Source organism: Enterobacter sp. EC_64 (assembly GCF_019584165.1).
GTDB lineage: Bacteria > Pseudomonadota > Gammaproteobacteria > Enterobacterales > Enterobacteriaceae > Enterobacter > Enterobacter roggenkampii.
In genome coordinates this window covers 84,032-109,032 of sequence record NZ_VDAS01000001.1, presented here as the reverse complement: position 1 = coordinate 109,032, position 25,001 = coordinate 84,032, and the positions used below count along the sequence as shown (strand labels likewise).

23 protein-coding genes and 1 pseudogene are annotated in these 25,001 nt (G+C 54.8%); 12 read left to right on the top strand and 12 right to left on the bottom strand.

What is annotated here, in order from left to right:
- Nucleotides 1–377: 377 nt before the first annotated feature.
- Nucleotides 378–2,207, bottom strand: a complete 1,830-nt coding sequence (locus tag FHC52_RS00475) for an NACHT domain-containing NTPase (RefSeq protein WP_220419855.1) — start codon at nt 2,205–2,207, stop codon at nt 378–380.
- Between the two features lie 226 nt (nt 2,208–2,433).
- On the opposite strand from FHC52_RS00475, the pseudogene FHC52_RS22725 reads away from it, so the two are divergent.
- A pseudogene (locus FHC52_RS22725) lies at nt 2,434–2,735 on the top strand (integrase); the annotation flags it as partial.
- A 148-nt stretch (nt 2,736–2,883) separates the two neighbouring features.
- Here FHC52_RS22725 and FHC52_RS00470 read toward each other — a convergent pair.
- From FHC52_RS00470 to FHC52_RS00450, 5 genes are all read right to left on the bottom strand, one after another.
- Nucleotides 2,884–3,954, bottom strand: a complete 1,071-nt coding sequence (locus tag FHC52_RS00470; protein ID WP_021242036.1) for an ABC transporter ATP-binding protein — start codon at nt 3,952–3,954, stop codon at nt 2,884–2,886.
- Complete coding sequence (locus FHC52_RS00465) at nt 3,947–5,716, bottom strand: iron ABC transporter permease (RefSeq protein ID WP_023294491.1); 1,770 nt, start codon at nt 5,714–5,716, stop codon at nt 3,947–3,949. Before FHC52_RS00465 ends, FHC52_RS00470 begins: the two co-directional genes overlap by 8 nt.
- An 80-nt stretch (nt 5,717–5,796) precedes the next feature.
- On the bottom strand, nt 5,797–6,885 hold the full coding sequence (locus tag FHC52_RS00460; protein WP_220419854.1) for an ABC transporter substrate-binding protein: 1,089 nt from the start codon (nt 6,883–6,885) through the stop codon (nt 5,797–5,799).
- A gap of 168 nt (nt 6,886–7,053) precedes the next feature.
- Complete coding sequence (locus FHC52_RS00455; protein ID WP_023294489.1) at nt 7,054–7,749, bottom strand: response regulator; 696 nt, start codon at nt 7,747–7,749, stop codon at nt 7,054–7,056.
- Nucleotides 7,733–9,373 carry a sensor histidine kinase gene (locus FHC52_RS00450; RefSeq protein ID WP_126288453.1) on the bottom strand — a complete coding sequence of 547 codons (1,641 nt, stop codon included), beginning with the start codon at nt 9,371–9,373 and terminating at the stop codon, nt 7,733–7,735. Before FHC52_RS00450 ends, FHC52_RS00455 begins: the two co-directional genes overlap by 17 nt.
- 176 nt (nt 9,374–9,549) lie before the next feature.
- Here FHC52_RS00450 and yjdI point away from each other — a divergent pair, with 176 nt between their 5' ends.
- Complete coding sequence (gene yjdI, locus FHC52_RS00445) at nt 9,550–9,780, top strand: 4Fe-4S mono-cluster protein YjdI (RefSeq protein ID WP_220419853.1); 231 nt, start codon at nt 9,550–9,552, stop codon at nt 9,778–9,780.
- 10 nt (nt 9,781–9,790) lie between these two features.
- Nucleotides 9,791–10,063, top strand: a complete 273-nt coding sequence (locus FHC52_RS00440; RefSeq protein WP_008499687.1) for a GNAT family N-acetyltransferase — start codon at nt 9,791–9,793, stop codon at nt 10,061–10,063.
- Between the two features lie 169 nt (nt 10,064–10,232).
- Here the strand turns inward: FHC52_RS00440 and FHC52_RS00435 are convergent, their stop codons facing one another.
- Entirely contained in the window at nt 10,233–10,844 is a 612-nt protein-coding gene (locus FHC52_RS00435; protein WP_045335276.1) for a LysE family translocator, read from the bottom strand.
- A gap of 116 nt (nt 10,845–10,960) precedes the next feature.
- Between FHC52_RS00435 and FHC52_RS00430 the strand changes: the two genes are divergently transcribed.
- Nucleotides 10,961–11,413: an Lrp/AsnC family transcriptional regulator gene (locus FHC52_RS00430; RefSeq protein ID WP_021242030.1), complete on the top strand. Its 453-nt coding sequence runs from the start codon at nt 10,961–10,963 to the stop codon at nt 11,411–11,413.
- Nucleotides 11,414–11,468: 55 nt separating this feature from the next.
- Here FHC52_RS00430 and FHC52_RS00425 read toward each other — a convergent pair whose 3' ends face one another.
- Both FHC52_RS00425 and FHC52_RS00420 read right to left on the bottom strand, forming a co-directional pair.
- Nucleotides 11,469–12,698: an amino acid permease gene (locus tag FHC52_RS00425; RefSeq protein WP_021242029.1), complete on the bottom strand. Its 1,230-nt coding sequence runs from the start codon at nt 12,696–12,698 to the stop codon at nt 11,469–11,471.
- Nucleotides 12,699–12,817: 119 nt separating this feature from the next.
- Complete coding sequence (locus FHC52_RS00420; protein WP_008499683.1) at nt 12,818–13,279, bottom strand: multidrug/biocide efflux PACE transporter; 462 nt, start codon at nt 13,277–13,279, stop codon at nt 12,818–12,820.
- Nucleotides 13,280–13,384: 105 nt separating this feature from the next.
- Here FHC52_RS00420 and FHC52_RS00415 point away from each other — a divergent pair, with 105 nt between their 5' ends.
- The 6 genes from FHC52_RS00415 (at nt 13,385) to FHC52_RS00390 (ending at nt 19,978) form a co-directional block, all read left to right on the top strand.
- Entirely contained in the window at nt 13,385–14,251 is an 867-nt protein-coding gene (locus FHC52_RS00415; protein WP_150147483.1) for a LysR family transcriptional regulator, read from the top strand.
- Nucleotides 14,252–14,344: 93 nt separating this feature from the next.
- Nucleotides 14,345–15,523: an acetyl-CoA C-acetyltransferase gene (locus FHC52_RS00410; protein WP_008499681.1), complete on the top strand. Its 1,179-nt coding sequence runs from the start codon at nt 14,345–14,347 to the stop codon at nt 15,521–15,523.
- 240 nt (nt 15,524–15,763) lie between these two features.
- The gene (kduI, locus tag FHC52_RS00405; RefSeq protein WP_008499680.1) at nt 15,764–16,600 is read left to right on the top strand and encodes a 5-dehydro-4-deoxy-D-glucuronate isomerase; all 837 of its coding nucleotides are present in this window, start codon (nt 15,764–15,766) and stop codon (nt 16,598–16,600) included.
- 63 nt (nt 16,601–16,663) lie between these two features.
- Complete coding sequence (gene kduD / locus FHC52_RS00400; protein WP_094944143.1) at nt 16,664–17,425, top strand: 2-dehydro-3-deoxy-D-gluconate 5-dehydrogenase KduD; 762 nt, start codon at nt 16,664–16,666, stop codon at nt 17,423–17,425.
- Between the two features lie 293 nt (nt 17,426–17,718).
- Nucleotides 17,719–19,152 (top strand): sugar porter family MFS transporter, encoded by a 1,434-nt coding sequence (locus tag FHC52_RS00395; protein WP_223825726.1) that lies wholly within the window; start codon nt 17,719–17,721, stop codon nt 19,150–19,152.
- A gap of 133 nt (nt 19,153–19,285) precedes the next feature.
- On the top strand, nt 19,286–19,978 hold the full coding sequence (locus FHC52_RS00390) for an aspartate/glutamate racemase (RefSeq protein ID WP_126288493.1): 693 nt from the start codon (nt 19,286–19,288) through the stop codon (nt 19,976–19,978).
- On the opposite strand, the gene FHC52_RS00385 is transcribed toward FHC52_RS00390, so the two are convergent.
- Nucleotides 19,973–20,899, bottom strand: coding sequence for a LysR family transcriptional regulator (locus FHC52_RS00385; protein WP_008499676.1), 927 nt, complete (start codon nt 20,897–20,899; stop codon nt 19,973–19,975). The genes FHC52_RS00390 and FHC52_RS00385 overlap by 6 nt on opposite strands.
- Before the next feature lie 121 nt (nt 20,900–21,020).
- On the opposite strand from FHC52_RS00385, the gene lysA reads away from it, so the two are divergent.
- A complete protein-coding gene (lysA, locus tag FHC52_RS00380; protein WP_063448246.1) occupies nt 21,021–22,283 on the top strand; it encodes a diaminopimelate decarboxylase in 1,263 nt (420 codons plus the stop codon).
- Here lysA and FHC52_RS00375 read toward each other — a convergent pair.
- Nucleotides 22,253–23,290: a LacI family DNA-binding transcriptional regulator gene (locus FHC52_RS00375; protein WP_126288455.1), complete on the bottom strand. Its 1,038-nt coding sequence runs from the start codon at nt 23,288–23,290 to the stop codon at nt 22,253–22,255. The two genes, lysA and FHC52_RS00375, sit on opposite strands and share 31 nt — an antisense overlap.
- A gap of 220 nt (nt 23,291–23,510) precedes the next feature.
- On the opposite strand from FHC52_RS00375, the gene FHC52_RS00370 reads away from it, so the two are divergent.
- On the top strand, nt 23,511–23,996 hold the full coding sequence (locus FHC52_RS00370) for a GNAT family N-acetyltransferase (RefSeq protein ID WP_023294480.1): 486 nt from the start codon (nt 23,511–23,513) through the stop codon (nt 23,994–23,996).
- Here FHC52_RS00370 and galR read toward each other — a convergent pair.
- On the bottom strand, nt 23,957–24,973 hold the full coding sequence (gene galR / locus FHC52_RS00365; protein WP_021242019.1) for an HTH-type transcriptional regulator GalR: 1,017 nt from the start codon (nt 24,971–24,973) through the stop codon (nt 23,957–23,959). The two genes, FHC52_RS00370 and galR, sit on opposite strands and share 40 nt — an antisense overlap.
- Nucleotides 24,974–25,001: the final 28 nt, after the last annotated feature.

Below are 25,001 nucleotides of genomic sequence, written 5' to 3'. Positions count from 1 at the left end.
ACGGAAGGGAGATAACTTGATGTTTTGAAGTGTATGAGCGTGATGGTAAGGACCACGCGCTAGCTCGTACTCGAAGGCTTCTCTACGTAACGTGCAGTCGTGCAGAAAAAAGCTTAGCGATTGTCATATACACATCTCAGCCAGCACTGGCGAAGCGAAATGTTGTAGCTGCTGGCTGGCTCCAAGAGAGTGAGGTTGAAATTCTATGAAGAATTCTTCCTAGTTTGACTAGCATCTGACTTTATAGATTTCGGTTGCCATAATATGCATCCATACTGAAGCCGATCATGCGTGATTATGAATAATTAGGGAGATAGTCATCAATAGGCTGCAATATTGCGTATATAAGCAGCCTTTAGCCTAGGCTAGATTGATAACTATAAATCAAAGAACTCACTTATGCTTTCAGTTTCATTCTTTATAATTTCATACGAATAAACGTACAAGTCTCTATGGATTAATAAGATATGTTCTTTGAAAATGTCTACAGCATCGTCTAAAAGGTTTAGTACATTTACTAAGTGAATAAAACTTAATTGCTTGGTGCCGCCAACTGGATTGATGATAATATCACTAGGTATATCTTTTAACTTTTCTGATACAAATAACCTACTAATCACTGAAGAATAAAGATTATTATAAATATCACCTATAAAAAGAGCTATCCAGCTCAAGAAAGATGTTGAGTAGTGAAGTGACTGAACTCTATATTTTCCTTCATCACTAACAATTATTGCAGTGGATTCAACAAAAAACTGTCTGAACAAATCTTTATAATCTATTAAAGAAAGCTTGTTCCAAGTGGAAATTTTATAATACTCACATAGTGGAATAACTAAATGTTTATTGCAATCAATCTCATCTGTTTCATGTAAGAATGATATGGTATTATGATATCTATAATCGTTTTTCTTAACATCTTCCATTATTAGAGAGTAAAACTTAGATTTCTTATCGGATGATATGTTTTTAATAAATTCGGCTGCGTGATATTCATGTATCGACTTGTGTATAAATATATATTTGTTATAACCTTCCCTCTGAATTAAACAAGTTACATCAACAAAATCCATGGCTAATGATTCAGGATCGCAGCCATCTAGTTTCCCTTTAAGCTGCATGGCAGTTTTAGTATGTTCTATCAAGGTTTGTTCAGTGAAATCATAATTATTCTTAAATATTGAGTAAAAACAAAATGCACAAAAACAATCATAAGCATCATTATGGCTTAAAGAAGATGATTTCTCACGATCGAAATTCTTCACCTTATCATGTCGCAAATATAGCGTCATAAATAAATTTGAATAAAATTCAACAGTGTTATTGGGTATAATGTCCATATATGGGTAGCAGACATGAAACAAAGTTACCAAAATTGGTGAAGTCATTACAGAAACTAAGTTCTTATTGTTTCTGATAGTATCTTTTATTTTAGGGAGTTGTTCTTTATCTATACTTCCATTGTTGCTATTAAGTTTCTCGATAATTGATAAGATATCATTCTCGTTTAAAAGTTCGACTTTATAGTTGATGATTGACGGCTCGCTACATATAGCGGTACCTGGCCTTGAGGTTGTAATGATTTGCAAAGAATAAGTTAAGTTTAAATTAATAATCTCTTGGAGGATGTTATCCTTTTGATTTGAATTGACTTCATCGTATCCGTCTAACATCAAAATAATTTTATTACTTTTTAGTAACTCTTCAATTTCGATATCAGTGGGACTTAAATTCAAACTTGTAAAAGTATTAAGTAAACTCTTTCTAATACCATCCTGAGTTACTTTACGAAGTTCTATGAAAAAAGGAATTTTATCGCCATTGAATAATTGTTCGACAAAAATTTTCCTTAAGATTGTACTTTTACCCTGCCCTGCGATACCAATGATATTAGTGATCTTTTGATCTTCGATATAAAATCCATCATTTACTGATTGAGGAACTGAAGAAGGTATCACACCACATATTCTTAAAGGATGATACATATCTTTCAGTTGAACATCGTATTCTGAGCTGTGAATAGTTCTCAAGCGAACTACTCTTGATACATGTTTTTCAAGGTAATTTATATACGCATTATTGGTCAATTCCCTTACTAACCTACGAGCGTTTAAATTTGTTCTATCCCAGCGCAAAAAAACTCTATTTAACAGCTGTGTTGTAGCGACTGTTATACCTGCTTTGGCTAATTCCTGATATAAGTCCATAATATCACCATTAATTTTATTTTATTCCATTATCCTTGATAAATGCATGTTTTTCAATAAAAAGGCAAATAAATTGCATTCAGATTTTGCACTAAGTACAAATTGTATTCTTTATACATTATTAAAATGTACCTTTGAAAAGTAGACTCTCTGCGGTACGCTTTTCAGAATCATTCACCTCGATTTTTCACGCAGCGCGCCGGAGGACTTCCGCCCCGGACGGGCCCTGAATGTCCTGATACCCGATGATGATCCTGAGCTTAACCTGTCGCCAGCTGTCATTCTACCCAATGAGAATTTCATGCCGATGCTGCCCGGAGGTAAAGACCCGGTTAATCCTGCCCGGGCCTACCTGCTTTCCCTCAACTTTGCCCGTAGTTGGCTGACCAGGGCCTCGTTCCTCGGTATTGTTGCCGGCATGCTCGGGGCCGCTTCCCTGAGTCCTACAGCTGGGGCAGCCTGCGGCGCCATTACGTAATGGCCGTCACTAAACTCCTGCGCGATACCGGCCGTGCCACTGCCACCATCTGCGGCAGCCCAGGCATTCCGCAATCTCAGTAAACCAGGCAAGTGCAGACGTTGTTGACAACGGAAAAGTAACATTTGAGAGGTAGATTGCATGCTCTCACTCTGTCAAAGCAAAAAGGCCGCATCCCGCAGCCTTTTCTTTTCAAATTCACCCTTTCGGGAACACCCAAACATGCTTCTCCGGCAGCGAAAGATGGCAGTGCTGCGGATCCCGCACCTCATGCCCATACGCGCGGATCACAAAATCATCCCCCACCGTGCGGAACAGATACTCCCAGCGGTCGCCAAGGTACATGCTGGTGAGCAGCGGTAGCTCAAGCTGATTTTCCCCAGGCCCCTCGACCACCGCGACGCGCTCGACGCGGATCACCGCCGTGGCGTCAGCGCCACTCTGCACGCCTTCACCGGCCTGGCCCCACAGCACCCAGCCTTTGCCTTCGATGCGCGCTCTGCCGTCGCGCACTTCGGTGACCTTGCCGTGCAGGCGATTGTTGCTGCCCATAAACTCGGCGGTAAACAGCGTCTTCGGCGAGCCGTACATCTCCTGCGGCGTGCCCTGTTGCTCAATTTTGCCGTTGTTCAGCAGCAGGATGCGGTCGGAAATGGACATCGCTTCGTTCTGGTCGTGCGTCACCATCAGCGCCGATAGCCCGAGCTTGATAATCAGCTCGCGCAGGAACACGCGGGCCTCTTCGCGCAGCTTGGCGTCGAGGTTGGAAAGCGGCTCGTCCAGCAAAATCACCGGCGGGTTGTACACCAGCGCGCGGCCAATCGCCACGCGCTGCTGCTGCCCACCGGAGAGCTGGTGCGGGTGACGTTTGCCAAGATGGCCCAGACCAAGCTGGTCCAGCACGTCCTGCACGCGCTGCTGGATCTCTTTGGCCGGGACTTTGCGCAGCTTGAGCGGATAGGCCACGTTCTCAAATACGGTTTTGTGCGGCCACAGGGCGTAGGACTGGAATACCAGCCCCAGGTTACGCTCTTCCGCCGGGACCTCACTGCGCGGCGTGCCGTCGTAAACTTTATTGTTGCCAATCACAATCGAGCCCTGGGTCGGTTTTTCCAGACCCGCGACGGCGCGGAGCAGGGTGGTTTTGCCGCTGCCGGAGGGGCCTAACAGGGAGACCACTTCGCCGCGCTTCAGGTTCATGGAGACACCTTTTAAAACAGGATTGTCGCCGTAGGTTAAGTGCAGATCGTCAACCGCTAATTCAATCATGTATTTTCACTCCGAAACGAAGGGCAATGCCCAGACCTACCACGACCAGCAGGATGTTAATGAAAGAGAGCGCCGCCACGATATCGATGGCACCCGCGGCCCAGAGGGAAACCAGCATCGAGCCGATGGTCTCCGTGCCGGGTGAAAGCAGGTACACACCCGTTGAGTATTCGCGTTCAAAGATCAGGAACATCAGCAGCCACGAACCGATAAGGCCGTAGCGGGAGAGCGGGATGGTAACGTGGCGGGTGATCTGCCCGCGCGTCGCTCCGGTGCTGCGCGCGGCCTCTTCAAGCTCCGGCCCCACCTGCAGCAGCGTGGAAGAGATAAGCCTCAGCCCGTAAGCCATCCACACCACGGTATAGGCCAGCCAGACGCTGAAAATGGTGCTGCGCAGCGAGCGTAGCCAGACGATGACGTTTTCACGCATCCAGTCGGTCCAGGCGAATCCGGAAAGCCAGCCGGATTTCAGCGAGTTATCCAGCCACATCGGCAGGAACAGGAACACCCACAGGAAGGCCAGACCCGCCAGCAGGCCAGGCACGGCGCGCGGCACCAGCACGCTGTAGTCCAGGAAACGCGTGGTGTTATCCGGCTTGCGGTGCATGGCAATGCCGACAAACAGGTAGCACACCACGGCCAGCGCGCCGCCAATGACGCCAATCGCCATGGAGTTGACGATGGCGCGCAGCAGGTTGGGCTGCGCCCAGATGGTGCGGAAGGTGTTCAGAGAAAGCTCGTCCCACAGCGAAACGCCCACGCCCCAGTTGGAGATAAACGCGCGCAGCACCACGCCGAGCAGCGGAACGCCAATGGTGACGGTGAGCCAGAAGGCAATCACCGCGCCAGCCACCCAGCGCCATTTACCCAGCGGCAGAGCCCGGGCCTGCGAGGCCTTGCCCTTCATGGTGACGAAGCGGTTGGCGGTGCGCATCAAGCGACGCTGGAGCATCACCAGCGGGATGGTGATGCAGATGAGCACCACGGCAACCGCCGCCATCAGGTTATAGGATGGGGTACCCATCTTGTTCGTCAGCTTATAAAGATAGGTCGCCAACACCATATTGCCTTCCGGATCGCCGAGGACCAGCATCAGGCCGAACACTTCCAGCCCGAGGAAGAACAGCAGCACGGTGGCGTACAGAATAGACGGGCGCACCATCGGCAGGCTGACGGAGGTCATCACCTGCCAGGGCGACGCGCCCGCGGTGCGCGCGGCTTCTTCCACGTCGGAGCCCACGCTGCGCAGCGCTGACGAGATATACAGATAGGCGTGCGGGACGTGCGTCAGGCCGGCAATGACCACAATGCTCGACATGTCGTAGATATTCCACGGCACAAAGCCAATCAGCGCCTCCGCCCACTGGGAGAGAAAGCCCACCGGACCGGCGGCCACCACGTAGCCGAAGCCCAGCACCATCGGTGAAACGAAAATCGGGACCAGGATCAGCGGCTCAATCAGCCGGCGACCGGGCAGGTCGGTACGCACCATCAAAAATGCCAGCACGCCGCCCAGCGGGATAGAGATAAAGACCAGCCCGAAAGCCAGAATAAAACCGCTTTTCAGGGCCTTATAAAAATCGGGGTCGGTGAAAATAAAATCAAATGATTCAAAGCTCCACTCTTTTGACGGCGAAAAGAACGGCGCGGACAGGAAGCTCTGGATCACGATAAACGACAGCGGCGTGTAGATAACCAGGGCGGTTATCAGCACGACGATGCCTCGCGGCAGGCTTTGCCACTTTCTGCGTAATGTATTCATGGGGTATCCCTGGTGTTGCAGCCCAGAAAAACGAACTCAGTCGATAAGGGCGCGCGGCGGCCAGCGCCGCGCTCAGACGCTTATTTACCGGCGGCGGTACGCCACTCTTTGATGTACTCCAGGCGTTTTTTCGGCTGCAGGTATTCCAGCAGCGTTTCATCAACCGGGATCGGCTTCAGCGCGTTGCCGAGGATTTTGGTCAGGCCGTCGATATCATTTTTCCCTTCGATATCGTTACGAATGGAGGGAATGTCCGCCTGGTTGGCCAGAATGCCTTGCCCTTGTTCAGAGAGCACGTAGTCCAGCCACAGCTTCGCGGCGTTGCTGTTTTGCGATTGTTGACTGATGAACGACACGCGCGACAGCACCAGGGTGTAGTCTTTTGGATAGGCAATGCCGAGCGACGGATCGTTTTTCGCACGCGCTTCCGCATAAGAACCGAGGATGTTGAAGCCAATCAGGTTTTCACCGGAGGAGACGCGCTCCATCATGGTGCCGGTAGACGACTGCACCGACAGGCCCCCTTTGGCGACGTCGGCCAGGGTCTTAAAGTAGTTCGGATCGGCGTTGTGATCCTGCACCGAGAGCATAAAGCCCAGCCCCGATTTTTCGATGTCGTAGGTGGTGACTTTGTTCTTGAATTTGTCCGTCTGGCTGGCAATCAGCTTCGCCAGCGCGGCGTGAGAATCCGGCACGTCACCGGCCGGGATCAGGCGCTTGTTGTAGATAAAGACCACCGGCTCATAGGTGGTGCCGTAGGCCTTATCTTTCCAGACCGCCCATTTCGGCAGCTGGCTTTGCTCCGGAGATTTGTACTCCATGGCGTAGTCGGTGGCGAGCTTCAGGCCCGTGTCCATCGAAGAGCTCCAGACCACGTCGCCGCTCACGCCGCCGGAAGCCTGTTCGCTGATGAAACGGTTGTACAGCTCGGTGCTGTTCATGTCGTTGTATTCGACTTTAATGCCCGGGTAGGTTTTTTCGAAGCCCTGGATCAGCGGGCCGGCAGCTTTGATGTCGGTGGTGGAATAGATGACAACCTTGCCCTCTTTCGTGGCGGCATCAACCACTTTTTGATACTCAGCAGGATAGCCCTGCGGCAGGGCAGAGAGTGCAGAAGCAGAGAACAGTACGGTAGTGGTAAGCAGAGAAATTCGGAACGTGTTCGACATTATAGTTAACCTTTTAGTTACATTTGAGGAACTAATTGTCAACATAGCGTAAAGCGCGCCTCCGACAATAGGGAGGCGAGGGCAATGATTCCGAAGTGTGATTGTCGCCGTCGTTTCAGCAATTAACACCATAAAATCCGCGAACGTTAGCCAACGAACGGTTGCGGATTACGGTTTATCGGGGGCTTTGCGGTATAACCGGCGAGGATGACCAATATTGCCGTACAGCATTTCAATGCTGATTAACCCACTCTCCACGCAGTATTCGAGGTAGCGACGCCCCGTGGTTTTGCTGATCCCCACGTTTTCCACCACCTCTTCAACCGACATCGCGCTGTCGGGATGCTCGGCGAACAGGCGTTTTATCCGCTCCAGCGTCTGGGGTTCAATGCCCTTTGTGGACGGCGTTACGGAGGCTTCCGCGGCAGGCAGATGAAACAGGCGATCCAGCGCATGCTGGTCGACCACCTTCACCTGCTGTACGGTGTGGATGAAGCGCATAAAACGCTCCAGCGAGGCGTGCAGGCGCTGGAAAAAGACGGGCTTGATGAGGTAGTCAAACGCGCCGCTGCGCATGGCGTGGCTGCAGGTCTGCATATCGCTGGCGGCGGTGATGAAGATCACCGAACACTCATAGCTTTTCAGCAGCGGGTTATCGATAAGCTCCACGCCTTTACCGTCCGGGAGATAGTTGTCCAGCAGGATAAGCCGCGGCTGATGCTGACGAATCAGGCTGCATGCCTGCTCAATCGACGCGGCGATGCCCACCACGCGTAAATGAAAATTCTGCTCGATATACTCGCGATGCAGCTCCGCCAGGTGCGGCTCATCTTCAACGATCACAACATCAAGTGCTCGGGTCATGCTTTTGCCCATTCGGAATAAACACAGAAAAAATGGTCCCTTGTGGCGTGTTGTCGGCAATCTCAATGCTGCCGCCAGCCTTGTCGATATATCCTGCCACCAGATACAGGCCAATACCGTGCTCGGTGCCCACAATGTCGTTTTCACGTTCCGGCTTGCTGCTGAATCCCTGGCGGAAAATATGCGGCTTCATCGCATCCTCCACCCCGCAGCCCCGGTCGGCCACCTCGATCAGCAGCTCCTGGTTACGGTCAGAAATGTAGAGTTCCACCGGCGCGGGGACCGGGGCCTTAAGGGTCGCGTCCACCGCGTTATCCAGCAGGTTACCAATAATGGACATCAGCTCCGTTTCGTTGAGCGTGGCAGGCATGCGGGTGAGCTGGCAGGCGGGATCAAACAGCAGTTCGATCCCTTTTTCGCGGGCGCTGACGTATTTTCCGAGCAGCAGCCCACACAGCGCGGGAGAGGAAAAACGGGCGGAGACAAAGTCCAGCACGCGCTGCGCGCCTTCGGACTGCACCTGAATGTAGCGAATCGCCTCGTCATAGTGTTTCATCTGCAGCAAGCCCACCAGCGTGGCGGTCCAGTTCAGCTGCTCGTGGCGCATAATGCGCAGGTTATCCGCATAGCGCTTGATCTGACTGAGCTGGCTGCTGAGGGTGTTGATGTCATTTTTGTCGCGAAAGCTGTAGACCCAGCCGCTTTCAACGCCGGGTTCGACCTCAATCGCCACGCGGTTGACGATTACCTCCCGCTGGTTCAGCACGGCAATCTGGTCGTGGCTGCCACTGCTCACCGAGGCGTAGCGCTGGGATAAAAAGCCCGGCGACGTCTGCAGAACGTCTTCCAGCGGTTTGCCGATAAGCGCTTTCTCACTTTGCCGGATATCCAACATTTCTCGTGCGGCGCGGTTAATTAAAATCAGCTGCTTCTCATCATTGACGGCAAATACCCCCTCATACATGGCTTCTAATAGCGCGCGCTGCTGCAAAACCAGCTGAGCGATATCTTTCGGCTCCAGTCGGAACATCTGTTTTTTGAGATTGCGGGTAAACAGCCAGGAGAACATAAACAGCAGCAGCAGAAGCCCCGCGCCGTACAGCCCGGACTGCCAGAGAATGCGGGCGTTAATATTGGCAATATAGGAGGTCAGATAGCCGACCGAGACAATACCAATCACCTGGTGCTGCGCGTTAAAGATCGGCGCTTTGCTGCGCAGTGAAACCCCAATCCCGCCCTGGCGCACGGAAATAATGGTTTTGCCCTGTAATACCTCCGCATTATCCCCGCCGATCATCGGTAAATTTATGCGTTCCGGGGATTCCGAATGATAGAGGTGCTGTTCCTCGGTATCGCCAATCACAATGTAGCTGGCATCGCTTTGGGCGCGCAGCGGCTGAATTAACCGGGCGATGCCGGGGATATCTCTGGCCGCGACTAGGGCCGCCAGACCCGGCATCAGCGCGATCTGGCTGGCCTGCACCCGGGCGCGCTGGCCGAGATCGTGATGGAGCTGTCGGTCAATAAAATGAAACAGGATCGTTCCCAGCAGAACTAACAGCAGGCAGGAGAAGCACACCAGCGCTAAAAACAGCTTTACCTGAAATGAGAGTCTGCGTTTCATTCAACCTGCGGATGTTATGTAAAAGTGACATTTCCCGAGCCTGACATGGGCAAATAGCGGACGCAATCTGGCAAGAAAAGAGTTGTGACCTGGCTTTTCGTTTTCGGCGTTATAGCCATCAGGATCCCGTAAGGCTATGCTTCATTCAGCACGATAATAATTACAGAGGCAATGTCATGGATAAAGAGCTACTGGATGTGGGTTACCGGGCCTATACCGGCGAGAAAATTGACGTCTACTTCAACACCGGGATCTGCAAACACTCCGGTAACTGCGTGCGTGGGAGCGCAAAGCTGTTTAATCTGAAACGTAAGCCGTGGATCATTCCCGATGAAGTGGACGTTGAAACGGTTGTACGCGTGATTGATACCTGCCCGAGCGGTGCGCTGAAGTATCGCCAAAAATAAGCGAGGAACCATGGATATTCTGGAAGGCCATAACAAGTTTTACGTGAATGATGCGAACGGCAACCAGGTCGCGGAGATTGTCTTCGTGCCAACCGGCGAGCACCTGAGCATTATCGAGCACACCGATGTGGATGAGAGCCTGAAAGGGCAGGGCGTCGGTAAACAGCTGGTGGCGAAAGTGGTGGAGAAGATGCGCGGTGAGAATCGCAAAATTATCCCGCTGTGCCCGTTTGCGAAACATGAGTTTGATAAAACGCGGGAATATGACGATATTCGGGCGTAACTCACACCGGCGATGGCCGGTGTTTTTTCAGACTGCTGACAACGTGCGATTTGTGAGTTTCGCCCGGCGGCGCTACGCTTGCACGGGCCTACAATGAATTATGCAATTAATTGATATCGTTGTGAAATGTAGGCCGGGTAAGCGCAGCGCCACCCGGCAAAAAAGACAGTTATCTCACCTGCTCAAACAGCAGTACCAGCGCTATCAGCACCATCAACCCTCCCGATGCCCTGCTCACCAGACGGGCCGCCTGTGGCCGGGTCGCCAGCACCGCTTTCGAACCATACCCCACCAGCAGATAGACCAGGGTACAGGTGATAAGGTGCATCATCCCAAGCGCAGACATCTGCATCGCTATCGACCAGCTTCCGGTTGGGTCTGTGAATTGCGGAAGCAGGGCCAGGAACAGCAAAAAAACCTTCGGATTAAGGCCGCTAATGCAGAGTCCTTTCATCGCCCACTGCGTCCAGTTACCCGCATGCTGGGTGGCCTTCTCCGGTGCGGCCGGGTGACGCAATAACGTTATGCCAAGCCACAGGAGATACAGGGCTCCCGCCACGGTCAGCCCGGCTAACGCCAGCGGATGTTGAGCAATCAATACCCCCACGCCTGCCACCACAATCAATGTGGCTAGCAGATGCCCGGACATCAGCCCCATCACCGCCGGGACCACGCGGCGGCCGTTGATTCCGGCGCTAATAGCGTAGGCCCAGTCGGCCCCCGGGGTCATGATGAGCAGAAACGAAACCACCCAAAAGCCGGCCACAATACTCATTTCCATCGTCCTGAAATACTCCCGCAGTGCGTTATACGTTGCGAAAAAGAATATCGCTAACACTGCGAAATAGGCTTTCAATGTTATGCTCATAACACGGTGAAAATGAGAAAATCTTCCACATGGATAGCATCGATAGAAAAATTCTTGCTGAACTGCAGTCTGACGGCCGCCTGTCGCTTACCGAACTGGCTGAGCGGGTGAATCTGAGCCTTTCGCCGTGCCACCGTCGCGTGCGGGCGCTGGAGCAAAGCGGGGCCATAACGGGATACCGTGCCAGCCTCGACCCCGCCAAAATGGGGTTTAACTTCCTGGCAATCGTCTTTGCGACGCTGAAAGAGGGGGACCGCAAGGCGGTCAGCGCGTTTGAAGAGGCGGTGGAGGAGATCCCGCAGATCGTGCTGGCCCAGCGCCTGTTTGGCGATCCTGATTATCTGATGCACGTCGTGACCCGCGACCTTTCCGCTTTCCAGAAGCTCTACGACGAGAAGCTCTCCGCTATGCCCGGCGTGCAGCATCTTCGCTCAACGCTTGTCATGAAAACAGTGGTGCAGGACAGGCCTTTTCCGCTGTAAGCAGGAGGCCGGGACTGAATGGCCTGCCCGGCAGCGCGCCGGGCAGGAAAGGGAATTAGCCGACAAACATCACCGACACGCACAGCACCCCGACGATCAGCGTCAGCAGGTTGCCAATGGAACGGTACGGTTTCAGGGAGGGGATCAGATACGTCGACAGCGTCGGCATGATAAACAGGATCATGGCGATAAGCGGGCCGCTGATGGCGTAAATCATCGAAATGGCGTTCGGGTTAATGCAGCAGACGGCAAAGGTGATTAACGACACCCCCATGATGGATATCGCGCGGTTAAAGGCGCGGCTCTTTTTCACGCCCACCTGGTTCAGCGACGACTTCACGATCTCCGTCGCCCCTTCAATCACCCCAAAATAGGTGCCGAGAAACGATTTCGACATCGCAATAATCGCCACGACAATCCCGGAAATTCCCAGCCACGCCGGTGAAGAGGGCATCATCGACAGCGCGGACAGGATCGTCACCCCTTCCTCTTTGGCGGCCACAATATACGACGGCGGAATAGAGAGCAGGCAGCTGAAGACAAAGAACAGCACGCTCAGGCAGATAATCAGGTACGCCACCTTCATGATTTTCTTGCATTTAGCCATGGCCTCGTCCCCGAACTTCTCGCGGCGGTCAACGGCAAACGTCGAGATAATCGGCGTGTGGCTGAACGCAAACACCATCACCGGAATCGAAATCCAGACCTGGTGCAGCGTATGGCGATCGACGGCCATCTGGCTGGTCAGCAGCGAGGGTTGCCAGCTGCCGATCAGGTAGAGCGAGACAAACAGGAAATAGGCGATCAGCGGAAACACCAGGAAGCCCATCACTTTTATCGTGATATGCCGTCCCATCAGGAAGATCAGATTCAGGACCAGCACCACGCCCAGGCTAACCAGCACGCGAACGGTAGTGTCTACCGTCAGGTGTTTTGCCAGCTGCTCGGTTAACGAGTTGGTGATGGCCACCGCATAAATCTGCACCACCACAAAGAAGGCGATGAAATAGAGCGTGGTGATCAGGTTGCCGATCTTCCTGCCGTAATAGTGCGAAACGGCGCCGGTGATCCCTTCGTTGCCTTTCGTTTTCGACGAGAGGATAAATTGCGCCAGCGCTTTGTGCGGCCAGTAGGTTAAGGGGTAGGCCACGAGGGCGGTAATAAACAGGACGATTGCGCCTGCGGAGCCCAGCTGAATGGGCAGGAAGAGCGTTCCTGCGCCCACGGCCGTGCCGTAGAGAGCGAAACTCCAGAGAGTCTCATCTTTTGACCAAATTTTCGACATTAGAGCAACGTATCAACTATCAAACCATCAGAATGGCGTGCAATTTACCATAGTTATGCCTTAAGAGCGCAGTTGCTTCGAAGGCGTCGGGCCGGAACGGGCGTCCGGCCAGAGGCGGTTTAGCCTGCCAGGGCGCGTCGTTGCTGGCGGCGCTTAAGAAATTTCTCACGCAGATTATCGTACGCCCAGTTATAGAACATGGTGTACGGCAGGAAGAACAGGAAGAAACCTATTTCCAGTGTGAATGCCTGCAGCAGGGTGACGCCCAGCACGGCGGCGACAATCGACACGCCAATCACAATAAAGCCGCATTCGAACCCCAGCGCATGCAGCGCACGCACTTTTGCCGTACGTTTGACGCGCTGAACAGGCCAGAAACGGTCGAAGCCGACGTTATAAATAATGTTCCACAGCATGGCGGTGGTGGCCAGAATAATGGTCAACCCACCCATTTCCACCACGGAACGCTGCATCAACCACGCCGCGGTAGGGGCGAGGATCGCCGTCGCAATCCCTTCAAAACAGACAGCATGAAAGATCCGCTCCGGCAGTTTACGTTGGAGTGCATCCTGATGTTGCATAGCGATAGACCTCGTTAATTCGCCAGTATGGGCGTTGATGTGGCCTATTTTTATCGCTAAAGCTGATATATTAAAGATAGTATCCATCGTAAAAGTAGATAGGTTATGCGCTATTCACCCGAAGCTCTGACCGCGTTTGTCGAGACCGTTGCAGCAGGCTCTTTCTCTGCGGCCGCACGCCGGCTGCGTAAAAGCCAGTCGACGGTCAGCACGTCCATTGCCAACCTTGAAGCCGATCTGGGATTTGAGCTGTTTGACCGCTCGGCGCGCCAGCCGGTGTTAACGGCCCAGGGGGAACAGGTGCTGGGCTACGTGCAGGCTATTCTCGCCGCCAGCACGCGGCTGGATGAGCTGGCGGTGTCCCTCACGGCGCGAACCGAGGCGCGTCTGACGTTTGTCCTTTCCGATACCCTCAACCCGGATGTGCTGGAAGAGATGATGAAGCAGTTTGATGCGCGCTTTCCCCATACGGAATTCGAATGTCTGATTGGCGAGGAGGAGGACGTGATCGATCTGCTGCAAAAGGAGCGCGCGCAGATTGGCCTCACCGAAGCGCGAGACGGTTATCCTACGGATATCGGCGCCATCCGGCTGCCGATGCAGACCCGCATGGCGATCTATGTCGCGACCACGCATCCGCTGGCCGGGCTGGATGACGTTCAGCGTGACGAGCTGCACGGCTGGCGAGAGCTGCGGCTGAGCACCTATCTTGAGCGTGAGGCGGAGATCGCGCGCGGGCCCGTCTGGTCAGCCCCGAATTACCTGTTACTCTTGAGTATGGCGGTACAGGGATTTGGCTGGTGCGTCTTGCCGTGCGCGCTGGTGGAGGAATTTGCCGCCGCGAAATCCCTGGTACAGCTCAATGTTCCCGGCTGGCCGCGGGCGATCGGCATCGATCTGCTGTGGAATAAACGATCCCCTCCCGGCGTTGCCGGAAGCTGGCTGCGGCAGTATCTGCAGGATGCACGCTGATCCTTGTGATTAAACTCACTATTTTTAAACAATTAAGATAATTGCCAGTAACAATCCTCTACTATCGTCATGTCATTTAACACAGAGGTCGTGATGAAAGATGTCGTAATAGTGGGTGCGTTGCGTACAGCTATCGGCTGTTTTCAGGGAGCGCTCGCGCGTCACTCGGCGGTTGACCTGGGCAGCGTGGTGGTGAAAGCGCTGGTAGAACGTAGCGGGATCGCAGCACATGAAGTTGATGAGGTGATTCTGGGACAGGTCCTCACGGCCGGTGCCGGGCAAAACCCTGCGCGACAGGCGGCGCTGAAGGGCGGACTGCCCAATACCGTCTCCGCTATCACTATCAACGACGTCTGTGGTTCAGGATTAAAAGCGCTGCATCTCGCGACGCAGGCCATTCAGTGTGGTGAGGCGGACGTGATCATTGCGGGCGGGCAGGAGAATATGAGCCGCGCGCCGCACGTCCTGACCGACAGCCGTACCGGCGCGCAGCTGGGTAACAGCCAGCTGCTCGACAGCCTGGTGCATGACGGGCTGTGGGATGCCTTCAACGATTATCATATGGGCGTAACGGCGGAAAACCTGGCGCGCGAGTACGGCATCAGCCGTGAGGTGCAGGATGCCTATGCGTTAAGCTCGCAGCAAAAAGCGCGTGCGGCGATTGATTCCGGCCGTTTTCGCGACGAAATTGTCCCGGTCAGCACGCAGCGTCAGGGGGGCGAGGTTATCGTTGTGGATACCGATGAGCAGCCGCGCACCGACGCCAGCGCTGAAGGGCTGGCAAGGCTGAATCCTGCGTTTGAAATGCAGGGCTCGGTCACGGCGGGAAATGCCTCTTCCATTAACGACGGCGCCGCGGCCGTCATGATGATGAGCGAAAGCAAAGCCCTTGAACTCGATCTCCCCGTGCTGGCCCGCATTAAGGCATTTGCCAGCGTGGGCGTGGATCCTGCGTTAATGGGGATCGCGCCGGTCTATGCGACCCGTCGCTGTCTGGAGCGTGCGGGGTGGCAGCTTTCTGATGTGGATCTGATCGAAGTGAACGAAGCCTATGCCGCGCAGGCGATCTCCGTCGGAAAAATGCTGGAGTGGGATCCGCTGCGGGTCAACGTAAACGGTGGGGCGATCGCGCTGGGGCACCCGATCGGGGCGTCCGGCTGCCGGATCCTGGTTTCGCTGGTCCACGAAATGAAGAAGCGCAACGCCCGCAAAGGGATTGCCACGCTCTGTATAGGCGGCGGACAAGGGGTGGCGCTGGCCATTGAACGCTAATTTTTCCTCATTAAAAAAAGACCTCCTCCGGGAGGTTTTTTTTATCGTGATCTTTATCTCCCGACGGTTTTAGCGTGATCCGGGCATCAATTCCGCGATAAACAAAAATAAAAATGAAACGTTGTTTTAAATATAATTGAAAAGCCCACTTTATGCCGATAGTATGTGCTCATCATGTAAAACGGAACGCTGTTTCGTTTTACTTCCCGCCTTCGGGCATGACCACATCTGGAGGTTACCGTGGACGTCAGAGAAAGCATCCACAGCGCGCACGCCAAAACGCTGGATACGCAGGGGCTGCGTAAGGCATTTTTAGTCGAGCAGATATTCGAGGCTGACAGGTACACCATGGTTTACAGCCATATCGACCGCATTGTTGTGGGCGGAATAATGCCCGTCACGAAAAGCGTCTCCGTGGGCGGCGAGGTCGGTAAACAGCTGGGCGTAAATTATTTCCTCGAACGTCGCGAACTTGGGGTGATTAACATCGGCGGGCCGGGCACCATCACCGTAGACGGACGGTGCTATGAGATTGGCCATCGCGAGGCGCTGTACGTGGGTAAAGGGGCGAAGGACGTGGTCTTTGCCAGCATCGACGCCAGCAGGCCTGCGAAATTCTACTACAACTGCGCGCCGGCCCACGCCACCTGTCCAACCAAAAAGGTGACCCCGGCAGACGTCGCGCCCGTGACGCTGGGCGACAACCTCACCAGCAACCGCCGCACCATTAATAAATACTTCGTGCCGGACGTGCTGGAGACCTGCCAGCTCAGCATGGGGTTGACCGAACTTGCGCCGGGCAACCTGTGGAATACCATGCCGTGCCATACCCACGAGCGCCGCATGGAAGTCTACTTCTACTTCAACATGGATGAGGACGCCTGCGTGTTCCACATGATGGGACAGCCGCAGGAAACGCGCCATATCGTGATGCATAACGAGCAGGCGGTGATTTCGCCGAGCTGGTCTATTCACTCCGGCGTAGGGACAAAAGCCTACACCTTTATCTGGGGAATGGTGGGTGAAAACCAGGTCTTTGATGATATGGACCATGTTGCGGTCAGCGATCTGCGCTAGTCGCGGGCAGTGACGCATAAACCTGCCTGTGAGTGACAGGCTCTGAAAGAGTAAGGAATAAACATGATTCTGGATGCATTCTCTCTGCAGGGGAAAGTGGCGGTGGTTTCCGGGTGTGACACCGGGCTGGGTCAGGGGATGGCGTTAGGCCTGGCGGAAGCGGGCTGCGATATCGTCGGAATTAATATCGTTGAACCGACGGAAACCCTCGAGCGCGTGACGGCCCTGGGCCGCCGCTTCCTGAGCCTGACCGCCGACCTGCGTAAAATCGATGCCATTCCTGAACTGCTGGATCGCGCGGTGGCGGAATTCGGTCATATCGACATTCTGGTCAACAACGCCGGGCTGATTCGCCGTGAAGATGCGATCAGCTTCAGCGAGCGCGACTGGGATGACGTAATGGACCTGAACATCAAAAGCGTATTTTTCATGTCCCAGGCGGCGGCAAAGCACTTTATCGCGCAGGGAAACGGCGGCAAGATCGTGAATATTGCCTCCATGCTCTCATTCCAGGGCGGTATCCGCGTGCCGTCTTACACCGCCTCCAAAAGCGCCGTGATGGGCGTGACCCGCCTGCTGGCAAACGAGTGGGCGAAACACAACATCAATGTGAATGCGATTGCGCCGGGTTACATGGCGACCAACAACACGCAGCAGCTGCGTGCGGACGAGCAGCGTAGCGCGGAAATCCTCGACCGCATTCCGGCGGGGCGCTGGGGGCTTCCGGGCGATCTGATGGGGCCGGTGGTCTTTCTGGCCTCGTCGGCATCGGATTATATCAACGGCTACACCGTGGCGGTCGATGGCGGCTGGCTGGCGCGATAGCCCGCATCGGGTCTGGACCTCTGCTTTTGGGCAGAGGTTTTTTTTGCTTAAAAATTGTCAAAATCCATATGGATAAAGACGGAAAATCCATACTAAAAAGTCATGAACGACAGTCATCACACTTTTAATCTTTAAAAATTAGATGATTAGTAAAAGCATGTGATTATTCAGCGTTAGTTGAAATTGTAATGTCCATCACAGAACGCTATGTCGCAGCGAAATAATCCATATCTTCACCTTTTCCCGCCTGACACTTTTTCTCGCTATCTCGTAATTTCACTTAACGAATTTCACTGTTCAGGCAGGAAAATATGACATCTATAAATGACTCTACCCTAATGCCCGCTGCGCTGCGTGATACTCGCCGCATGAACCAGTTTGTCTCTATTGCCGCCGCCGTGGCGGGCCTGTTATTTGGACTGGATATTGGCGTCATTGCCGGTGCATTGCCCTTTATTACCGATCACTTTACCCTAAGCAGCCGCCTGCAGGAGTGGGTGGTGAGCAGCATGATGCTCGGCGCGGCCATCGGCGCGCTGTTCAACGGCTGGCTCTCGTTTCGCCTGGGGCGCAAATACAGCCTGATGGCCGGGGCGATTCTTTTTGTCGCCGGCTCCATTGGCTCCGCCTTTGCCGCAAACGTTGAGGTTCTGCTGCTTTCCCGCGTGCTGCTGGGCGTGGCGGTGGGGATTGCCTCCTACACGGCACCGCTTTATCTCTCCGAAATGGCGAGCGAGAACGTGCGCGGGAAGATGATCAGCATGTATCAGCTGATGGTCACGCTGGGTATCGTGCTGGCGTTTCTGTCTGACACCTACTTCAGCTACAGCGGCAACTGGCGCGCAATGCTCGGCGTGCTGGCGCTGCCAGCGGTGGTTCTGATTGTCTTAGTGATTTTCCTGCCGAACAGCCCGCGCTGGCTGGCGCAAAAAGGGCGCCACGTGGAGGCGGAAGAGGTGCTGCGCATGCTGCGCGATACCTCTGAAAAAGCCCGCGAGGAGCTGAACGAGATCCGCGAAAGCCTGAAGCTCAAGCAGGGGGGCTGGGCGCTGTTTAAAATCAACCGCAACGTGCGCCGGGCGGTCTTCCTCGGCATGCTGCTGCAGGCGATGCAGCAGTTCACCGGCATGAACATCATCATGTACTACGCGCCGCGCATTTTCAAAATGGCCGGGTTCACCACCACCGAACAGCAGATGATCGCCACCCTGGTGGTCGGGCTGACCTTCATGTTTGCCACCTTTATTGCCGTATTCACCGTGGACAAGGCGGGCCGCAAACCGGCGCTGAAAATTGGCTTCAGCGTGATGGCGCTCGGCACGCTGATCCTCGGCTACTGCCTGATGCAGTTTGATAACGGCACGGCTTCCAGCGGACTCTCCTGGCTTTCTGTCGGGATGACCATGATGTGTATCGCAGGTTACGCGATGAGCGCCGCGCCGGTGGTGTGGATCCTGTGCTCCGAAATTCAGCCGCTCAAATGCCGCGACTTTGGCATCACCTGTTCCACGACCACCAACTGGGTATCGAACATGATCATCGGCGCGACCTTCCTGACGCTGCTGGACGCGATTGGTGCAGCGGGAACGTTCTGGCTCTATACGGTGCTGAACGTGGCATTTATTGGCGTCACGTTCTGGCTGATTCCAGAAACCAAAGGCGTGACGCTGGAACACATCGAGCGCAAGCTGATGGCTGGGGAGAAGCTGCGGAATATTGGCGTGTGATCGGATTGCCTGTTTATGTATCCCAACGTATGCAGGAGATAACCGATTTTTGTTTAACAAGGCGCTGAACAGAGCGCCTTTTTTTATTGGCACCGGTTGTGTTAAAAGAAGAAATCAACGAAAAGGAGGGATGATGAAAACGATCGGCCTGTTAGGTGGAATGAGCTGGGAATCGACAATCCCTTATTATCGCCTGATTAACGAAGGGGTAAAACAGCGTCTGGGGGGGCTGCACTCCGCAAGCCTGCTGCTGCACAGCGTTGATTTTCATGATATCGAAGCCTGCCAGTCGAGCGGCGAGTGGGATAAAGCCGGGGAAATCCTGGCTCAGGCGGCGCTGGGGCTGGAGCGGGCTGGCGCCGAGGGGATATTGCTTTGTACCAATACCATGCACAAGGTGGCATCGCATATTGAGAACCGCTGCTCGCTGCCGTTCCTGCATATCGCTGACGCGACCGGGCGTGCAATTGCGGCATCCGGGATGCGCCGCGTAGCGCTGCTGGGCACGCGCTACACCATGGATCAGGATTTCTATCGCGGTCGTTTGCGCAGCGCGTTTGGGATCGAAAGCCTGATCCCTGAAGAAGAAGACCGGGTGCGCATCAATCAGATTATCTTTGACGAGCTCTGTCTCGGCACCTTCAGCGAAACCTCCCGCGCCTTCTACGTCAGCGTCATCGAAAAACTCGCGCAGCAGGGGGCTGAAGGGGTGATCTTCGGCTGCACGGAGATCGGTTTGCTGGTACCCGTTGAGCGAAGCCCTCTTCCGGTATTTGATACCACCGCTATCCATGCTGCGGATGCCGTGGCGTTTATGCTGTCATAATGGGTCCTGCAGGTCAGGTAAGCGAAGCGCCACCTGACGCGCGTGCTCCATGACGTGTTCGGTGAAAGCATCCACCAGCGCGGAAGCCGGACGGTGTAGCGGACGGATCAGGCTCACGGTGAACGGGACGGACACGCTAAAGCGGCGGATGACGATCCCGCTTCCGGCATAATCCAGTGCCGTGAGTGGATTGACCACCGCGACGCCGACGCCGGCACGCACCATCGCGCAAATCGAGGCCGCGCTGTGCGTTTCCACCGCCATTCGCCGTTTGACCTGATGCTCGGCAAACAGGGTATCCAGCAGCTGTCTGTAACTGTCGGTCTGCGACAGGCTGATGTAGTTTTCCCCGTGGAAATCCTCCGGCGTGAGCACCGCCTTACCGGCAAGCCGATGCCCGGCGGGCAGAACGCACACTTCATCTAATGAGAGCAGCTCCGTGCGCGCCGTGCCCGCTGGGGTGGTGAGGGTTTCGGTTAGCCCTAAATCATGGCGCTGTGCCGAAAGCCACTCTTCAAGCAGGGGAGATTCCTGCGGCACGATGGTGAGACTGACCTCAGGATAGCGGGCCAGAAAGGGTTGAAGCAGCATCGGCAAAAAGGATTGCGAAAAGACGGGCAGGCAGACAATCGACAGCTCGCCCTGGCGAAACTCGCGCAGGCTTTCCGCGGCACTTACTATTCTGTCCAACCCGTACCAGGAGCGCTGAACTTCCTCGAACAGGCGTAACCCCTGTACCGTCGGGTGAAGCCTGCCACGGGTGCGTTCGAACAGCTTCAACCCCAGCACTTTCTCGAAGCGCGCCAGCTCGCGGCTCACCGTCGGCTGCGAGGTGTGCAGCATCTGTGCGGCTTCGGTGAGATTGCCGGTGGTCATCACGGCGTGAAAAATCTCGATATGGCGTAAATTGACGGCGGGCATAGGGCACCTGAAAGCAGAGAACTGTCCATATCATTTTTGCATAGACTCGCGATAAAACGATATTTTTTATTCTCCTTGCGCTGTGGCGTAATCATCAAAACGCATTTATCCGGAGAAGACCATGCCACGCCCGCTGAACCAGACTGATACCGATTTGAACGCCGACAACCTGCTGCGCCTGCCTGCCGAGTTTGGCTGTCCGGTGTGGGTCTACGACGCGCAGATCGTCCGCGAGAAGATCGCCGCCCTGCATCAGTTCGACGTGGTGCGTTTTGCCCAGAAGGCCTGCTCCAATATTCATATTCTGCGCCTGATGCGTGAGCAGGGCGTGAAGGTTGACTCCGTTTCACTCGGCGAAATCGAGCGCGCGCTGGTAGCCGGATACGATCCGAAAGCCGACAGCGACGCGATCGTCTTTACTGCCGATGTGATCGACGATGCGACGCTGGCGCGCGTTCACGAACTGCAGATCCCGGTAAATGCCGGTTCTGTGGATATGCTCGAGCAGCTCGGTCAAGTTTCTCCCGGCCACCGCGTCTGGCTGCGCGTAAACCCGGGCTTTGGTCATGGCCACAGCCAAAAAACCAATACCGGCGGCGAAAACAGCAAGCACGGGATCTGGTATGCCGACATGCCTGCCGCGCTGGAGGTGTTACAGCGCTACAACCTGAAGCTGGTGGGTATTCATATGCACATTGGCTCTGGGGTGGATTATGGCCACCTGGAACAGGTGTGCGGCGCGATGGTGCGTCAGGTTGTCGACTTCGGTCAGGATCTGGAGGCGATCTCTGCGGGCGGTGGTCTCTCCATTCCTTATCGCGAAGGGGAAGAGGCGATCGATACCGATCACTATTACGGTCTGTGGAGCGCCGCGCGCGATCAAATTGCCGCGCATCTGGGCCACGCGGTGAAGCTGGAAATTGAGCCGGGTCGTTTCCTGGTGGCGGAAGCCGGCGTGCTGGTTTCGCAGGTCCGCAGCGTGAAAGAGATGGGGTCTCGCCACTTCGTCTTGATTGATGCAGGCTTTAACGACCTGATGCGTCCGTCCATGTACGGCAGCTATCACCACATTACCGCCCTGGCTGCCGACGGCCGCGATTTAACGCAGGCGCCGCGCGTTGAGACGGTCGTTGCGGGGCCGCTGTGCGAATCGGGTGACGTGTTTACCCAGCAGGAGGGCGGCAAAGTGGAAACCCGCGCGCTGCCAGAGGTCAAACCGGGTGATTATCTTGTGCTGCACGACACCGGTGCCTACGGGGCATCTATGTCTTCTAACTACAATAGCCGCCCGCTGCTGCCGGAAGTGCTGTTTGATAATGGCAAGGCGCGGCTGATCCGCCGTCGCCAGACCATTCAGGAACTGCTGGCTTTAGAACTCGTCTGATGAAAATACGGCCCCGTTGTGACCGAATCGCGTAACACCAGCGTGCCGGTAAACGGCGGGATGGCATCGACCGGCTGGTTTCTTGCCAGCCGGATCGCCTGATCGATGGCGGTGACAATCATATTGTCGATGGGCAGATAAACCGACGAGAGCGCAGGCTCCAGCCATTTCGCGCTTGGGGCATCATCAAAGCCGAACAGGGAGATATCCTGCGGGATTTTCAGCCCCGCCTGGTGCAACGCTTTGGACGCACCCAGCGCCATATCGTCGTTACAGGCAAACAGGGCGCTAAACGGTACTCCGTCGGCAATCAATTCCTTGCAAAGCTCGTATCCCCGCGTCATTCCTGCATCGCCGTACTTTATCCGACGCTCGTCCAGACGGATACCATGCTTTTCCAGCGCCTTGCGATAGCCCATCAGCCGTGCTTTACCCGTGGGAGTGTGGATCGGGACGGTGATACAGGCGATCTCCCGATGGCCCTGGCCGATCAGGTAATCAACGGCCTTGAATGCGGCATCCTGCTGTTCGAAGAACACGCAGCGATCCGGCGCCTGGCTCACTTCACGGTTAATGACCACCAGCGGCGTTTTCACGGTGTTCATCAGTTTGACGATCGCTTTTTCGCTCATGTAGCGCGTGTAAAGCACGATGGCGTCGCATTGGCGATCGGCGAGCATCTGCACCGCCTGCTCTTCCTGTTCCGGCGCGTCGTGACCGTCGGTGACGATCAGCTGTTTCCCGTGAGTTTCGGTCTGCCGCGACGCCTGCTGGAGAAGGCGGCCAAAATAAAAGCCGTCAAAGGTCGAGACGACCAGACCAATGCTGTTGCTGGTCTGGTTAGCCAGCGAGCGCGCGAGAAAGTTCGGGCGATAGCCCAGCTCTTCCATCGCAGCAAACACCTGCTGACGCGTACTCTCTTTTACCTGACCTGTGCCGTTCAGCACGCGCGATACCGTGGCCTTCGACACGCCCGCGCGCAGTGATACATCCAGCATTGTTGCCATTCTATATTCCTGCTTCCACGTAACGATCTGCAGTTTACCACAGAGCTTATGCCGTATAAGCGATGCGGGAAGCGCAAAAACTCTGCCACGATCACGCTTTTTGGTAACGATTCATCCGGCCAGCCTGAAGTCAAACTCAATAGCCTGACTCTGGTAAGATAATCACCGAACCGGGCTGGAGCATCAGGCCAGTAAATACATGAGAAAATGCAGGTGAAACATGAATAAGGCTGTCATCCTCCCGCTTTACAAGGCGCCACACTTCGCAGAGCAGGTTACCGACTGGATCTGGCAGGCCTTTGGCGAAGGGCTTCCTCGGGCATTTTTCCACAGCATTGTTGAGCACAGCCAGACGCCTGGGGCATTACCGTTGACGTTTATTGCCGTTGACGGCGAACAGCTTCTTGGCACGGTGGGACTCTGGCGCTGCGATTTGATCACCCGTCAGGATCTCTGTCCGTGGCTGGCGGCGCTCTACGTTGACGACGCGGCGCGAGGCAAAGGGCTGGCGGGGCAGCTTCAGCAGCATGTTATCGCTTACGCCGCGCAGTCCGGGTATGAGGAGCTCCATCTCTGGTCTGCCTGCCGCGACTTTTACGAACGTTACGGCTGGCAGTATATCGGTGATGGGCTGGAATACCCCAACACGCGGGTGCACCTCTACCGTTATTCGCTTTGCGCTTCTGCAGGCGACGCAACGGAGTGACGACGGACCAGCGTCGGGCTAAACAGATGGGTAATTTCCGGCGGCTGGCGCTGTTCAGCCAGCGCGAGTGCCAGCTCGGCGGCCTGCGTTGCCATGGTGATGATTGGGTAGCGCACGGTGGTCAGACGCGGGCGAACGTAGCGGGAGACCAGCACGTCGTCGAAGCCAATCAGCGAAATTTCTGCCGGTACCTCAATTCCGTTGTCATTCAACACCCCCATTGCCCCTGCGGCCATAGAGTCGTTATAGCTGGCAACCGCCGTGAAATTCCGTCCGCGGCCCAGCAGCTCGGTCATGGCCTGTTCACCGCCGCTCTCGTCCGGTTCGCCGTAGGCCACCAGACGGTCATTACACGGCAGCCCGTTTTCACGCAGGGCATCGTAGTAGCCCTGCAGACGGTCTTCCGCATCAGAAATGGGGTGATTGGAACAGAGATAGCCAATCCGGGTATGGCCCTGCTGAATCAGGTGCCGCGTGGCAAGCCAGGCGCCGTAGCGGTCGTCGAGGGCCACACAGCGTTTCTCAAAGCCGGGAATGATGCGGTTGATAATCACCATTCCGGGCATCTGCTTCATCAGGTGAATCAGTTCGGCATCCGGGATCATTTTAGCGTGAACCACCAGCGCCGCGCAGCGGTGGCGGATCAGCTGTTCAATGGCCTGGCGTTCCTTTTGTTCGTTATGATAGCCATTGCCGATCAGCAAAAAATTGCCTGTCTGATAGGAAACCTGTTCAACCGCTTTCACCATGGCGCCGAAAAAGGGATCAGAAACATCGCCCACCACCAGACCAATCGTTTCTGTGGACTGCTGGGCGAGCGCGCGAGCGTTGGCATTGGGATGATAATTCAGGGATTCCATGGCGCTTTGTACCGCCTGACGTGATGCGTCACTGGCCTTTGGTGAATCATTAATCACGCGCGAGACGGTTGCCACCGACACGCCAGCCAGACGGGCCACATCCTTTATTGTCGCCATTCATTACCTTCTTATTGGGGGTAAGCGT